Source organism: Shewanella sp. AC34-MNA-CIBAN-0136 (genome assembly GCF_040309945.1).
Lineage (GTDB): Bacteria > Pseudomonadota > Gammaproteobacteria > Enterobacterales > Shewanellaceae > Shewanella.
Window position 1 is genome coordinate 39,843 of record NZ_JBEOPJ010000003.1, and the last position, 14,180, is coordinate 54,022.

Annotated in this window: 14 protein-coding genes; 4 read left to right on the forward strand and 10 right to left on the reverse strand. The window is 43.0% G+C overall.

From position 1 onward, the window contains the following. The first annotated feature begins 5 nt into the window (after window positions 1-5). The 3 genes from AAEY94_RS03550 (at window position 6) to AAEY94_RS03560 (ending at window position 1,571) form a co-directional block, all read left to right on the forward strand. A complete protein-coding gene (locus tag AAEY94_RS03550; protein WP_101084840.1) occupies window positions 6-356 on the forward strand; it encodes a cupredoxin domain-containing protein in 351 nt (116 codons plus the stop codon). Between the two features lie 194 nt (window positions 357-550). Further along, window positions 551-1,048: a DUF2937 family protein gene (locus AAEY94_RS03555; protein WP_242445071.1), complete on the forward strand. Its 498-nt coding sequence runs from the start codon at window positions 551-553 to the stop codon at window positions 1,046-1,048. Between the two features lie 49 nt (window positions 1,049-1,097). Further along, window positions 1,098-1,571: a peroxiredoxin gene (locus AAEY94_RS03560; protein ID WP_101084842.1), complete on the forward strand. Its 474-nt coding sequence runs from the start codon at window positions 1,098-1,100 to the stop codon at window positions 1,569-1,571. Between the two features lie 109 nt (window positions 1,572-1,680). Here the strand turns inward: AAEY94_RS03560 and AAEY94_RS03565 are convergent, their stop codons facing one another. From AAEY94_RS03565 to AAEY94_RS03610, 10 genes are all read right to left on the reverse strand, one after another. After that, complete coding sequence (locus AAEY94_RS03565; RefSeq protein WP_101084843.1) at window positions 1,681-3,627, reverse strand: methyl-accepting chemotaxis protein; 1,947 nt, start codon at window positions 3,625-3,627, stop codon at window positions 1,681-1,683. Between the two features lie 118 nt (window positions 3,628-3,745). Then, a complete protein-coding gene (envZ, locus tag AAEY94_RS03570; RefSeq protein WP_101084844.1) occupies window positions 3,746-5,086 on the reverse strand; it encodes a two-component system sensor histidine kinase EnvZ in 1,341 nt (446 codons plus the stop codon). 3 nt (window positions 5,087-5,089) lie between these two features. Continuing rightward, window positions 5,090-5,815 (reverse strand): osmolarity response regulator transcription factor OmpR, encoded by a 726-nt coding sequence (gene ompR, locus AAEY94_RS03575; protein WP_101084845.1) that lies wholly within the window; start codon window positions 5,813-5,815, stop codon window positions 5,090-5,092. A gap of 117 nt (window positions 5,816-5,932) precedes the next feature. Further along, the gene (locus AAEY94_RS03580) at window positions 5,933-6,739 is read right to left on the reverse strand and encodes a hypothetical protein (protein ID WP_101084846.1); all 807 of its coding nucleotides are present in this window, start codon (window positions 6,737-6,739) and stop codon (window positions 5,933-5,935) included. Between the two features lie 221 nt (window positions 6,740-6,960). After that, window positions 6,961-7,866, reverse strand: coding sequence for a heme o synthase (gene cyoE, locus AAEY94_RS03585; protein WP_101084847.1), 906 nt, complete (start codon window positions 7,864-7,866; stop codon window positions 6,961-6,963). Window positions 7,867-7,878: 12 nt separating this feature from the next. Beyond that, on the reverse strand, window positions 7,879-8,208 hold the full coding sequence (gene cyoD, locus AAEY94_RS03590; protein WP_101084848.1) for a cytochrome o ubiquinol oxidase subunit IV: 330 nt from the start codon (window positions 8,206-8,208) through the stop codon (window positions 7,879-7,881). Then, the gene (gene cyoC / locus AAEY94_RS03595) at window positions 8,208-8,843 is read right to left on the reverse strand and encodes a cytochrome o ubiquinol oxidase subunit III (RefSeq protein WP_101084849.1); all 636 of its coding nucleotides are present in this window, start codon (window positions 8,841-8,843) and stop codon (window positions 8,208-8,210) included. Before cyoC ends, cyoD begins: the two co-directional genes overlap by 1 nt. Beyond that, window positions 8,843-10,825, reverse strand: coding sequence for a cytochrome o ubiquinol oxidase subunit I (cyoB, locus tag AAEY94_RS03600; protein WP_101084850.1), 1,983 nt, complete (start codon window positions 10,823-10,825; stop codon window positions 8,843-8,845). The genes cyoC and cyoB overlap by 1 nt, the downstream gene beginning before the upstream one ends. A 2-nt stretch (window positions 10,826-10,827) precedes the next feature. Continuing rightward, a complete protein-coding gene (cyoA, locus tag AAEY94_RS03605) occupies window positions 10,828-11,877 on the reverse strand; it encodes a ubiquinol oxidase subunit II (RefSeq protein ID WP_101084851.1) in 1,050 nt (349 codons plus the stop codon). A gap of 181 nt (window positions 11,878-12,058) precedes the next feature. Then, window positions 12,059-12,454: a hypothetical protein gene (locus AAEY94_RS03610; protein ID WP_101084852.1), complete on the reverse strand. Its 396-nt coding sequence runs from the start codon at window positions 12,452-12,454 to the stop codon at window positions 12,059-12,061. Window positions 12,455-13,193: 739 nt separating this feature from the next. On the opposite strand from AAEY94_RS03610, the gene AAEY94_RS03615 reads away from it, so the two are divergent. Further along, entirely contained in the window at window positions 13,194-14,003 is an 810-nt protein-coding gene (locus AAEY94_RS03615) for a RecX family transcriptional regulator (protein WP_101084853.1), read from the forward strand. Window positions 14,004-14,180: the final 177 nt, after the last annotated feature.

Sequence of the window (14,180 nt, forward strand, 5' to 3'; positions counted from 1 at the left end):
GAATGATGCTATTAATTAATTTATTTTGTGTGGCATTAATTGCCATTATCGTTTGGTGGTTTTGGTTGTATAAACCCAAAGCGACCACTCATCAAGCAAGTAACGCTATTGTGGTTAAAGACGGGGTTTACTCCCCAGCAAGGATAACTGTGCCGGCCAATACCGCGACGCAATTAACCTTTTTACGCCAAGACAAAGCAGGGTGTTCGGCCAGTTTGTTATTTCCAGACTTAGACATTAGCGAAGAGCTACCACTGGATAACTCTGTGGTAATTTCGCTGCCAGCATTAGCCAAAGGTGAGTATCCGTTTCATTGCCAAATGCAGATGTATAAAGGGGTATTACTGGTTGAGTAAACCTAGATAGTAGCCATGCTAAGCAGGTATCACTCTCACCTTGATGCTTGTCGCTGGGCACATAAACTTTCAAAAAAGCCACACAATTACGTAAGTTAACATCTGTTTATTCAAGATGCTTACTTGCGTAATTGGTGATATTCTGAGGATTCATTTACAACTGATTTTTCGATGACATCATGATACGACGTTTAATGGATTACTTTCGCTTAGTGTTGTTTATTTGTGGTGTCTTGATTGGTATTCAAGTCCCTGCTTTTGTCGAACAATACGGCCAACGACTCGAAGCTCATCAGCTTGAAGCTAAACTCAGTTTGGCAGAATTTCAACGTGATGCAGACCGTTTTTTTGCTGGAGACATCAGTAAACTTATCCTTCACTATCAACAAAATAACGATCCGGTGTTTAGTGCCGGTGGTGAAAGTATTGAGTCAATATACCAACGTTATACATCACTCACCGAAGCGTTGAGTCGTTTTCATCAACACAGTTATAGTCCTTATCAGCAAATAGCATTAGCCCCACAAAAAGACATTCAAGCTGAGGTCTGGCAGGCTTATAGCCATGTGATTTTATTGAAACCAGAGGCGATTGCCATTGGGTTGCTGCTAGGGTTATTGATCTCGATATTGTGTGAATCAGTATTATCTATTTTGTATTTGGGTTGTCGTAGGGTATTTTCCCCAAGGTAACCTTTCTGTTTAACAAGGGTTAATAGCCTCTAATAATCAAGGAAATATTATGATCGCTACAGGACAATCTTTACCAAAAGCTACCTTAAGCCAACTGACAAAAGACGGCATGGTTAATCACGATGTTACTGAGCTTTTCGCCGGTAAAAAAGTGGTATTGTTTGCTGTACCAGGTGCATTTACACCAACCTGTTCAGAAGCTCATTTGCCAGGTTTTGTTGTACTTGCAGACGAGTTTAAAGCTAAAGGTGTTGACCTTATTGCTTGTGTTGCAGTTAATGATGCATTCGTAATGAAAGCATGGGGCGAAGCCCAAAATGCTTCTGAATTAATGATGCTAGCCGACGGTGATGCAAGCTTCGCAAAAGCGTTAGGCTTAGAAATGGATACCGCCGGTTTTGGTGGCGTTCGTTCACAGCGTTATGCGATGGTGATCGACAATGGCGTGGTGACTTTACTGAATGTTGAGGAAGGTAAGTCATTTGAAGTCAGCACTGCTGAAGCAGTAATGGCTGCACTGTAATCTATATTATGTCTCAGTAATAGAGACTTAACAGTACAGTAAAATGGGCGCCAATATGGCGCCCATTTTTATGATTAAAACAGCGATACCGCAAATTTGTCAGTATTGATTATCCGCGGATGCCTAAGTGTTGTTCAATATTATCGACACTGTTACTGACCTCAAGCGCAATCGTTTCACTTTGTTCAAACGCATCTTTAGCATGCAGCATTAGGCTATCCATCGCGATGACAAATTCATCAAGATGCCCCACCTGTTGCTTAGCATGTTCACTCCCTTGGCTCGCACTGCTCGCCATCTCTTGAGCTTGCTGTTGTACTTGCAACGCAACATCTAACAAACTCTGGGCTCGACCTTTCTGCTGTGCAGATGCTTCGCTGATGTCGTTTACGCTGTGGCTAAGTGCTGTGTTAGAGCGGGTTAGTTGCTCGAAAATAGCCATTATGTCTTTTAATGATTGTTGAGTCCGTTGCGATAAACTGCGCACTTCATCGGCTACCACCGCAAAACCACGACCTTGCTCACCTGCACGAGCGGCTTCAATGGCGGCATTTAAGGCCAATAAGTTGGTTTGGTCGGCGATATTACTAATAACATCCACAATTTTAGCCGCGTCGTTAACTGATGTACTGAGTTGGGTTAGTGAGTGGTTACATTGATTGACCTTGGTTAACGTATGATCGGTCGCATCTAACACCGCTTGGGCTTCTTTTTGGCTTGCTTGCATATCATGCATGGTTTGTTCTGCACTGGCAGTTACTAAACTAGACGACCGGTTTACTTCATTTGCAAGAGTAATTAAATCAGCGGTTTGTGATTGCGTTTGTTGTACCACATGTTGCGTTTGTTGCGTGCTAGTTGATAAGAAACCAATTTTGGCGACTAGCTCACTCAATGAGTTAGACACCTGTGCCATATTACTTTTTTGTTGTTCGTCATCTTGTTCAAATCGCTGTAAAAGGCGATTAAAGTGTGCCGCAATTTGGCCTGTTTCACATTGGCTGGTCACGGGTAATGGTTCACGTTGATTCGATTCGCTTAACATTGAAAAAGCATGATTTAAACGTTTAAGTGGGCTAACGACTCGACGTTGTTGTAATACTAAATAACCAATAGAAAACAATGCTATCAATGTCACCATGGTGTATAGCAGCCACTGTAAACGGATTTTAAGTTGTTCATCGGTTACGGCTTGCGTATCGGCTAGTGTCACCAGTTGTTGTTCCACTTGGCTGGTGGCGTTTATTAGCGCTGCTTGTACCTGTTGATTATCGCTGAGCATTTGCTTGGTATTACTCACTTCTTTGCTATAGCGTTGGGTCAAACTGAGTAATTCTGCCCGTGGGGTTTCACCGGTTTCAATACGTTCCGGTTCGTCATCACCTAAGGCGAATTCATCCACTTCTTCGGTGCGATAAATACCCAGCAAAGATAGCTTCTCCAAATCGTCATGCCATGTGTTGAGGGCATTAATTGAAAAATTAAGACTATTACTGACTCCGGTATCTTGATCAATCAATAAGGCCTGAGTCTGCTGTGATAATTGATAAACTAAGCTGGGTAACTTAAGGCTAAGCGCAAGATATTGCTGCGCGGTATTTGAGTCATTTGGAGCTGATTTGGCATAGCGATGTAAACTACCGCTGTAATCGAGCATTTCTGATTCAGCAAAAGCCAGTAGTTGGCGTGGGTTACCGGCCAGTTTTCCTGCTGCACGGTATTTAGTGTCTAAGTCGCCAATTAATTGAGTCATTAAGGTGGTCAGTGAAGCACTATCAAGCTGTGGGTGAGCAGAATGTAACTGGGTAATATTGACGGTTATGCGGGTTATATCACTACGGGCTTGTTCGAGATAATTGCTTTGCCCTGTTTGTAAGTAGCTATCAATATTCCGGCGAACATCATATTGAAAGGTATGTTGAATATGTTGTAAATCGAGGTTTAATTTTTCACTCGTTTGTCGTTGTTGGTTACTCCATAACACAGTGGCAGCGAGTAATGCCGCAAGCACTAATAATAAGGCGGATGCACTAAGGGATAGGGTTGATATCTTCATAGGTAAATGAGTTCACATAAATGCCAATATGTGTATTTTATGGCACTAATGTTACAGTCTTTCGTGACTTCACTTTATCTATGAGTTGAGTCATGTGGGTGGTGAAATATGGCCGTTGTTAGTTGTAGAGGTTTTTGTCGATTAACGGCAGCCACACTTGCGCTTTTAAGCCACCTTGAGGGCGATTAGACAGTTTAACTTTGCCGTGATGACGGTCGATAATGCGTTTAATAATCGCCAGTCCTAGGCCTGAACCAACACTGCCACGTGCGGTATCGCCTTGAGTAAAGGGTTGAAAGAGCTGTTCAACTTGGTCTTCATTAATACCAGGGCCATTGTCTTCTACACTAAAGCACAAGTATTGACCTTGATTATATGAGCTGATTTTTATCCACCCGTTACCATAGCGGAATGCGTTTTCGACTAAGTTACTTAATACGCGTTTTATCGCCACACTATTGATGGCTATTTCGGGACAGTCAGCCAGAGATAACTCAATGGTGCCTTCGCGGTGTGACTCTTGTTGGCTGATTTCTTGGATCAAACGATTAATTTGGTCGGGTTCACGTATGCCTTCTTGGTCGTTACGAATATAAGCAATAAATTGATTAATAATCGCATCCATGTCTTCAATATCAGTGACAATGCCTTCTTTCAAATATTGGTCGTCTTCTACCATCATTTCTGACGCTAAGCGTATGCGAGTCAATGGCGTGCGTAGATCATGTGAAATCCCTGCCATTAGCAAGGCGCGGTCTTGCTCAAGCTGCTTCATGCTATTGGCCATTTGGTTAAAGGCATGAGTAACTTCAACAATTTCGGTTGAACCAATCAATGGTAACGTCGGAGGGAAATCGCCTTTAGACACGGTTACTGCCGCTTTTTGTAAGCGTTTAAGCGGACGATTTTGTCTGCGGGCAAACAGCCAGCCACCGGCGACACTGAGCCCGCCAATCACCAGTAAATATAATGTTAGTGGAGACAGGTCTGATTCATTAATACCTGTGAGCGGCACTTTAATCCATAAAGAAGGGGCTTGTGGCGGTTTAATCCACACATCGAGCTTTTCACCTTGCGAAAAACGCACTTCAGCTTCGCCGCCAAGATAAACCGACATTTGTTCTGACAAGAAACTGTAATAAGTGGCTTGGCCGAGTCCGGCTTCTTGCGCTTGTTTTTGGTTATAAACGGTCATGCCATCGTCACGCACTTTGGCGTTTAAGGCATCCACCATGGTGAGATGTTCACGACCAACATCAACCCCATCAACAAATAGTATATTGATTTGGCGGGCAATCAGTTGGTTAATTTGCTCATAACTGGGCTTGATAAAGTAAACGGCGACAGACCAATATGACACTAATTGATTGATCAACAGTAAGCTGCCAATCAACAATACGGTTTGACTAAAAGCGCTTCTGGGCAAGAAGCGTTGCCACCATTTTAACTTGAGTTTCATGGATTACTTACGCGTGGTGCCGTCGGGTACAAATACATAACCTAAACCCCAAACCGTTTGAATATAACGTGGGTTAGCGGCATCTTTTTCAATTAAACGGCGTAGACGTGACACCTGAACATCGATTGAACGCTCAAGGGCAGAGTAGTCACGGCCACGGGCCAGGTTCATTAATTTGTCACGTGATAGTGGCTCTCGAGGATGGTTTACCAGCACTTTAAGTACGGCAAATTCACCACTGGTCAGGGCAATACTTTCATCGCCATGAAACATTTCACGAGTGGCTAAATTTAGCGAAAACTCGCCAAACTCAATCATTTCTTCTTGCTGAGCTGGTGCGCCTGGTACTTCAACAATTTGACGACGCATAACCGCTTTAATACGTGCTAATAACTCACGTGGATTAAACGGTTTAGGTAAATAGTCATCAGCGCCAAGTTCTAGGCCAATAATACGATCAACTTCATCGCCTTTAGCGGTTAGCATCACAATCGGGATAGGGTTCTCTTGCTGACGTAAACGGCGACAAATCGACAAACCATCTTCACCGGGTAGCATCAGATCGAGCACCAGTAGATGAAAGTTTTCGCGCTCTAGTAATCTATCCATTTGTTCAGCATTGGCAGCGCTGCGAACTTGGAAGCCTTGCTCAATTAAGTAACGTTCTAATAACGAACGTAATCTCATGTCGTCATCGACAACGAGAATCTTAGAGGTTTCTTGGCCCATGACATATCCTTTTAACGCTAAATTGATACCAGCAATGACTCAGTATGAAGTGTAATCGCTTGAATTTGAATAGCTGATTGTGGCAGAAATTGTAACTAAATAGCTGTAAATGTTTGTTTATCGCTTAAATAGCAACAAATGGTCAGTTAAATTACCAGTATCTACGCTAAACGATAATGCCAATTGCTGTTTGCTAGGCTGATAAACCATGCTGGGACTAGTACTGGGTAAGTTAGATGTGTGTTGGAGATGGCTATTAAAAACGGGCTCAAAGGTTAGCTGATTTTGGTGTAATTCAAACCGTCCCCATTGTAAGTGAGTGACGTGCTCATTGGCTTGTGGGTCTTGGTGTAGGTTAATGTTCACCATGGCGTAATAGCCATTGTCGAGCAGTACCAAGCTACTCAGCGCTGGGGTAGACAATTGATGCCATACACCATAGACCGATTGGTTTGGGGTGAAGTCATACTGATGTTGCTCATCCGCAATGCTATCGGCATTGGTATCTATGGTTAAGGCGAGTTGTAACGACTGTGATGTCAGCGTCATGTTTAATTGCGGATACTCGAATTGATATGCGGCTAATCCTTGTTGGGCATTATTGCTGTAGCTAGGGATAAAGTTAGCAGTTGTTGATTGCAGATCCAAGCGTCCCCATTCTGCAACGCTATTTTGTGGCGCGCTTAAGTTAAGTTCTAGGTGTAAGTAGCTGCGATTATGATTTAACTGCAACAAGGTAATACGTTCAGGTGTGTTGATTACCCAATCACCAAATACGTTGTTTTTTGCTTCTTGGATCGTCGGTTTCTCGCTAGCTTGCAGTGGGTTTGCCAACAGTAAACAGCCGGTCAGCAGGAAGGGAATGAGGCTTATTGAGCTAAGCGACGGGATGTCGGGTTTGTTGCCTGTTAACACGGTAAACATAAGATCCCTTTATGTTTGATGATGCGGTTAAAAACGAAAAATAGAATTGCATGCGGTAATTTTAATCAGTCTTAAACCTTAGTCTTTAATGCGGATTTATCAAATAAAAAAGCCCGCAGCATAATGCCACGGGCTTGAAGCCTTGATTGAGTTTAGCCTTTTATTGAACTTAGCCTTTTACTGAGCTTAGTCACTTATGGCACCAATGTAAGTAAAGGCGCTTAGGTTACTACTTGAAAGTCCAATGCCATGGTCACGCTTAATGCGGTAATGGTAATAATGGAAAATCCAAATACTTGTCTAGCCCAAGACTGCAAATTGATGCCGCGACGATAACCTTTTAACGCCATCGCTAGCCACCATAAACTGGTGGCAAAGGTCACGGCCATAAAGGCAATACCTGTGTAACCCGCCAGCGGTAATAGTGCGCTAACCAATGCAAAAACAGCAATGTACAACACGATATGCAACTTAGCTTTAGCCATGCCTTGGGCAACCGGTAATACCGGAATATTAGCAGCGGCGTAGTCGTCAAAGCGAAAAATCGCAATCGCATAAGAGTGGGGCATTTGCCATAGGCTAAACATCAGCAGCAAAATAATTGCGCCCATGTCCATTTGCCCGGTGACCGCACAATAGCCAACGACCGGTGGCACGGCACCCGAAAAACTGCCTACTAGGGTGCCGTAAACCGAGTTGCGTTTCATGTACAGGCTGTACACCCCGACATAAACCACATAGCCAATGGCGGCAAATAACACCGCTAAGCTATTAGTGAATATCGCCAGCATGGTAAAGCCTACAACACCCAAACCAATACCAAAGCTCAATACCGCTTGTACTGATATTTCACCGGTAACGGTAACTCGGTTTCGAGTACGCTTCATCTTGGCGTCGATGTCGCGATCAATGCAGTTATTGATTGCGCAACCCGACGCTACCACCAAAGATAAACCTATCATGGTGGCAAACATCAAGGTCATATCAACATTGCCTTGAGCCGCGAGTAAAAAGCCGCCTGCGACAGAAATTAAATTGCCCATGATGATGCCTGGTTTGGTTACCTGAACATATCCTCGTAAGCGTGAGGTTAATTGTGCTGACATAGATTGACCTTGATTATTCATGATAGCTGTCGGTTACATCATCAATTCATTGGCTGCGTAGATAATCCACACAGACAAACCCACAACCATGACAATAATCAAGGCCGTGAATAAGAACGAGAATGTATTGATTCTGCCTTCTTTAGAAAAATCTAAATGGAGGAAGTATTTCAAGTGCACCACGATTTGCACGATAGCCGCAGCGACGACAATCCATAAGGTGGTGTCATGATCAAAGCTGTGAGTCATTACCGACCAAAATGGAATACCGGTTAAGATCACTGATAATACAAAGCCGACTAAATATGACTTAACGCTAGCGCCAAAGTCGCCCTCGGCATGACTTGAATGTGCATTGCTCATCACAAGACTCCTAACAAATAAACAACGGTAAACACACACACCCACACGATGTCTAAGAAATGCCAAAACAAACTTAAGCAACTCAAGCGGGTGATGCTGCGATTATTTAAACCGCACTTGACGACTTCGACCATCATGATCAGCATCCAAATTAAGCCCGCGGTAACATGCAAGCCATGCATGCCGACTAAGGCGAAAAATGCTGATAAAAAGGCGCTGCGATCTGGACCATTGCCATGTTCAATAAGGTGATGGAACTCGTAAACTTCCATGGCGATAAACACACAACCCAAAGCGAAGGTGATTAATAACCACCCTAAAGTCGCCGCTTTCTTTTGGTGTCTCGCACAAATCATGGCAAAGCCATAAGTAATACTACTGACAAGTAATGCGGCGGTTTCGATAAGGACGAAGTCTAATTCGAAAATATCTTTACCCGACACTCCACCATCGGTGTTCATGAATAACACGGCATAAGTGGCAAAAACGGATGCGAACAAAATACAGTCGGTCATTAGATAAATCCAAAAACCGAACAAGGTGTTACCACTGGTATCGTGGTGTTCTTCGTGGTGTTGATCACCGTGCTCAGCAGAATGAGCGTCGTGTAAATCTGCTTTAATAGCAATACTCATTATCGGCCCCTAGCTACGTTATCTATATGTGCATTTTCAATACGCGCGACTTCATCAGGTTGCACGTAGTAGTCAACATCATTGTTATAAGCACGCATCAAGAACAGTACAAACGTACCCGCAAACCCAACAATAGCTAACCACCAAATATGCCAAATTGCAGCAAATCCCATCGCCGTAATACACGCCGCCATAGCAATACCGCTGGCAGTATTTTTAGGCATATGAATAGGCTGGTATGTTTCACGACGTCTGTAGGCAGTGCCTTTTTCTTTCATGTCGGTGAACGCATCAATGTCTGTTACTGGATCTAACTGGGCAAAGTTATAGAACTGTGGTGGTGAAGATGTTGACCACTCAAGCGTGTGGCCGTTCCATGGATCGCCTGTGGTATCTAAGTTTTGCTCACGGTCACGGAAGCTGACATACAATTGTACAAACTGTAAAATAATGCCCACAAGGATGATAAATGCGCCGACTACAGCAAAGTAAAGCCAGAAGTTCCACGCTGGGTTATCTGTGTGGTTAATACGACGTGTCATGCCCATAAAACCAAGCACGTACAACGGCATAAAGGCCACATAGAAGCCAATTTGCCAGCACCAAAATGATGCCTTACCTAAGCGTTCATTGAGTGTGAAACCCATCGCTTTAGGGAACCAGTAAGCAAACCCCGCCATGTAGCCAAATACCGCACCACCAATAATGGTGTTATGGAAATGGGCGATTAAAAACAAGCTGTTATGCAGTACATAGTCTGCGCCAGGTAATGCTAACAATACCCCGGTCATGCCGCCGATGGTGAAGGTCACCATAAAGCCTAAAGACCACAAAACTGGCACGGTAAAACGTAAACGGCCGCGATAAATGGTAAATAACCAGTTAAACAGTTTTACCCCCGTCGGCACCGCAATCACCATGGTCATTACGCCGAAGAAGGCGTTAACGTTGGCGCTTGAACCCATGGTAAAGAAATGGTGTAACCACACAATAAAACCAAGCACCGAAATTGCACCGGTTGCCCACACCATTGAGGTATAACCAAATAAGCGCTTAGAGGTAAAGGTTGAAAACACTTCAGAGAAAATACCGAAAGCCGGTAATACCAAAATGTATACTTCAGGATGACCCCAAGCCCAAAACAGGTTGATGTACATCATGGCGTTACCGCCACCATCATTGGTAAAGAAGTGGAAATCTAAATAACGGTCTAAGGTCAACATGCCTAAAACAGCGGTTAAAATGGGGAACGATGCAACGATTAACACGTTAGCCCAAGTACAGGCCCAAGTGAAAATAGGCATTTGCATTAGCTTCATGCCAGGTGCACGCATTTTTAACACGGTGGCGATAAAGTTCACCCCAGTTAAGGTTGTCCCGATACCGGATATCTGCAAGGCCCAGATATAATAATCAACCCCCACCCCCGGACTGTATGCCAGCTCAGACAATGGCGGATAAGCTACCCAACCTGTTTTAGCAAACTCACCTAATCCAAGCGAAATATTGATTAATATTGCCCCAGATGTGGTTAGCCAAAAACTTAAGTTGTTTAAGAATGGGAATGCGACATCGCGAGCACCAATTTGCAATGGTACGACCAAGTTCATAAGACCAATCATAAATGGCATTGCCATAAAGATAATCATTATCACGCCGTGGGCTGTGAAGATTTGGTCGTAATGTTCTGGTGGTAAATAGCCCGCAGCGCCGTTAGTGGCAAGTGCTTGCTGAGTTCGCATCATAATCGCGTCAGAAAAACCACGGACCAGCATTACCATCGCTAATACGATATACATAATACCGAGTTTTTTGTGGTCAACCGAGGTTAACCAGTCGTGCCAAAGCACGCCCCATTTTTGATGTTTAGTAATTAAGGCCGCAATGATGAACCCAATAATGGCGACAGCCGCTAGGGTCACCATAATAATCGGTTCATGATACGGAATAGACTCGAGTGTTAATTTTCCAAGAAATGACATGATTACTCCGCCTCCCCAGAAGCAGTCGAAGAATGCTCTGTGGTTGAGTGTGTAGAGGATGAAAGTCCAGAATGTTGTTCAGCGTCCATGTCTTTCATATGCTGCATATCTTTCATATGTTCGGTATGTTCCATACCAGACATTGATTTCATGTTGCCCATGTCATGCATACCTTCCATGCCTTCCATACTGTCCATTGGTTTCATATTCGAGTCAGGGTGCATGTATTGCATAACAATGTGGTTAAACATGCCTTTTTGCACTGACCCATAATATTGAACAGGATTATTTTCGCTCTTTTGAGCTAGTTGCTCATATTGCTCAACATCCAAGGTATTCCCTTGTTGTTTTATCTTGGCAACCCACGCATCAAAATCGCCGGCTGTTGCAGTCGCAATGGCATTAAACTTCATGCCCGCAAAACCAGCGCCACTGTAGTTAGCTGAAATACCTTTAAAAGTACCAGGCTCGTTTGCGATAAGGTGTAACTTGGTCGCCATGCCAGCCATTGAGTAGATTTGACTGCCTAACTGCGGAATGAAAAATGAATTCATTGCCGTGTCTGAAGTGATTTTGAAGTTAACCGGCACGTTCGCAGGGAAGGCCAATTCGTTAACCGAAGCAATACCATATTCTGGATAAATAAATAACCATTTCCAATCCAGTGACACCACTTCAACTTTTACCGGTTTAGCATCATGAACAAGCGGTTTATAGGGGTCTAAGTCATGGGTCGAATTCCAAGTGATAACACCAAGAATGATCACGATAACAATTGGTACAACCCACACCACAATTTCAATGGCGGTTGAGTGCGCCCATTTAGGTGCATAAATTTCTTCATCGCGGCCATCACGGTATTTCCAGGCAAAATACAAGGTCATGAAAATCACCGGAATAACCACAATCAGCATCAGTAATGTCGCCACAATAATGAGATGCTTCTCATCTATACCGATTTGACCCTTGGGATCCAGCACGCCGCCTTCACAGCCTGCGAGCATAAATGCTAATGCAGCTAGCGCTGGTTTACTTAAATTTCGAATTAACAAAGGAAGATTCCTCTCACCTTAAAAGCTTACTACGCTACCAATTGGGGGATCGGCAGTTGCAGAATAATCATCGAATGCAAATAACTGCACCAAAGGACTCGCTCAAATCAATTAACAGTGATTTTGGCGTACGTCTTAAGGCAATATAGATTTTGCGAATGATGTATTTAAATTAAAATATTTAAGCTTGTAGAGGAGGAGCGCGGCAACCGTGTGCCGTGTATTCAAGGGATTTAGGGGCAACAACAGATAAGGCACTTAGCGCGTAGCTAAGAGCAAGAAGATTACAAAATGTAGAATTGAGATTGAATAAACGCCAAAATTGCTCGATCACCAATGGGTTTAATATTAGTAGGCCCAGAAAGCTAGCGCCCATAACTTCAGCTAGTAAAGTGTCAACAACGGCAATAAATTCACTGATATCGACGACATGCCCCATCGACATAGATAATGAATCAGCTAAGGGTTGCAGCAACAGTAACCCGAAACACAACGTTAAATGTGCTTTACTCAATTTAGACAGCCTTGCGATGCGATTAAGCGGCTTAGCTAGGTATTGGCAAAGAGTTAGATTCAAGAAACGATTCCAAACGAGCTCAAAGGAGTGGGTAGTTGAATCAATAGATCCAGCTGACGATTTTCATTGGCAGGAGAATAACAAGAAGGCGCTATTGATTGAAAGTAAATCAGAGTAGTAAAACAGCGGAATTATTAAATAAACTTGAATTCGAACAATATCTATACTGTTTATTTACATGTTTAACTGTTTTGTTACTTGTCGATAGCTCAAAAATCACAAATCTGTGATCCATACACCTAATATAGATGGGTGGATGTCATCAGATACAAGCGCCTTAATTCAACAATCCTAACATCCATAGATACGCCCTTGAGGGGGTGTGAGGATCATATTTTTTTCGATCTAAAATATTTTCTGGCTTCTGTATTGTTACCAATCGATATCGCAATAAATACTTGGGGGACAGCAGATTATCTATTAAGGTTATTAGCGGCTGTCACTGCTAGTTCAGCAACGTCAAATAGACAAGCAATAATCGTCTTATGACTCGAGTATAAAGATCTTCTATCCATTGATGTTCCGTTGCGGATAATGCTGCTAAGTGACTAATGATGCAGCTTTAGTACAACAAGTCTCCATCGATAAATAACTCTATAATCCATTTAAAAAGCTGCATTTCATTCACTATAAACGGCGGGTTTTTAAATCATTTAAACAATGAAATATCTAGATCTTTCTCAATAACTGACTGAACTGCTACACTCATTTTGATTATGTTAAGGTAAGATTAATTTTTATGCAGCGTCCACCACTACGTCAAGCCAAAACCATCGATAACGTTTTTAATAGTGCTTATTGGCATCTTGGCCAGCAAGACTTTACCATTAACGAAATTCGCACCAAGCTTGAGCGTAAAACCGACAATCAACAATGGATTGATACCGTACTCGCCAGACTCATCGAGGGCGGTTATTTAAAAAGTGACTTTGACTTTGCGGTACGTTACTGCGAGTTAGCCTTTAGTAATGAAATCGGTATTGGTGCCATAAGACGTAAGTTACAGCTGCGCGGCGTAAGTGCTACAGAGATTGATACCGCGATAGAACAAGTGATGCACGAGCAAACAGTGGACCTTTTTGAGTTAGCCACATCGCGATTGCTGAGTCGGTTTGAAAACTTCTATGGTACCAACATAGAAAAAGTCTATTCCCAGATGACCACAAAAGGTTTCTCTCGGGCTGAAATTGATCACGCATTAGCACAACATCCACAACGTGAAACCCTGCGCAGTAAATTAGCCCTCAAAGCCGACAAAGCCGATTTAACCACTGAAATAATCAAACTGTTTAATAAAGGCAAAGGTAAAACCCTTATCTTGCAGGAATTAAAGCAGCGACTGATTGATGTAAGCGACTTTGAAGAAACCTTGTACCAACTAACGCTAACAGAAGACGTCGATTTTTATCAAAGCTGCAAAAATGAACTGGCTAAGAAACGCTATAACTTAGCGGACTATAAAGAAAAGTCGAAAGCGTATGCCTATTTATCCCGTAAAGGATTTGGCAGTGATGAAATAAAAGAGGCAATGACGCTAGATGACGAGTAATAACGTTTACCGCCGATATCACTGAGACAACGGATATCGGCAGACTTCTTACGGCTCACTGCTCACGATTTTTCATTCACCATTGCACTTTTACCGACTTGAGTGATGGCTAACAGCTAACATCTAACATCTAACATCTCAAATTTATGTTATTCACCCAACTATTGTCAGTTTGGT

What these genes read in the sequence shown, in the direction of transcription:
- AAEY94_RS03550 (WP_101084840.1), top strand. Translation starts at nt 6, where the DNA reads ATGCTATTAATTAATTTATTTTGTGTGGCATTAATTGCCATTATCGTT.
- AAEY94_RS03555 (WP_242445071.1), top strand. Translation starts at nt 551, where the DNA reads ATGGATTACTTTCGCTTAGTGTTGTTTATTTGTGGTGTCTTGATTGGT.
- AAEY94_RS03560 (WP_101084842.1), top strand. Translation starts at nt 1,098, where the DNA reads ATGATCGCTACAGGACAATCTTTACCAAAAGCTACCTTAAGCCAACTG.
- AAEY94_RS03565 (WP_101084843.1), bottom strand. Translation starts at nt 3,627, where the DNA reads ATGAAGATATCAACCCTATCCCTTAGTGCATCCGCCTTATTATTAGTG.
- envZ (WP_101084844.1), bottom strand. Translation starts at nt 5,086, where the DNA reads ATGAAACTCAAGTTAAAATGGTGGCAACGCTTCTTGCCCAGAAGCGCT.
- ompR (WP_101084845.1), bottom strand. Translation starts at nt 5,815, where the DNA reads ATGGGCCAAGAAACCTCTAAGATTCTCGTTGTCGATGACGACATGAGA.
- AAEY94_RS03580 (WP_101084846.1), bottom strand. Translation starts at nt 6,739, where the DNA reads ATGTTTACCGTGTTAACAGGCAACAAACCCGACATCCCGTCGCTTAGC.
- cyoE (WP_101084847.1), bottom strand. Translation starts at nt 7,866, where the DNA reads ATGAATAATCAAGGTCAATCTATGTCAGCACAATTAACCTCACGCTTA.
- cyoD (WP_101084848.1), bottom strand. Translation starts at nt 8,208, where the DNA reads ATGAGCAATGCACATTCAAGTCATGCCGAGGGCGACTTTGGCGCTAGC.
- cyoC (WP_101084849.1), bottom strand. Translation starts at nt 8,843, where the DNA reads ATGAGTATTGCTATTAAAGCAGATTTACACGACGCTCATTCTGCTGAG.
- cyoB (WP_101084850.1), bottom strand. Translation starts at nt 10,825, where the DNA reads ATGTCATTTCTTGGAAAATTAACACTCGAGTCTATTCCGTATCATGAA.
- AAEY94_RS03615 (WP_101084853.1), top strand. Translation starts at nt 13,194, where the DNA reads ATGCAGCGTCCACCACTACGTCAAGCCAAAACCATCGATAACGTTTTT.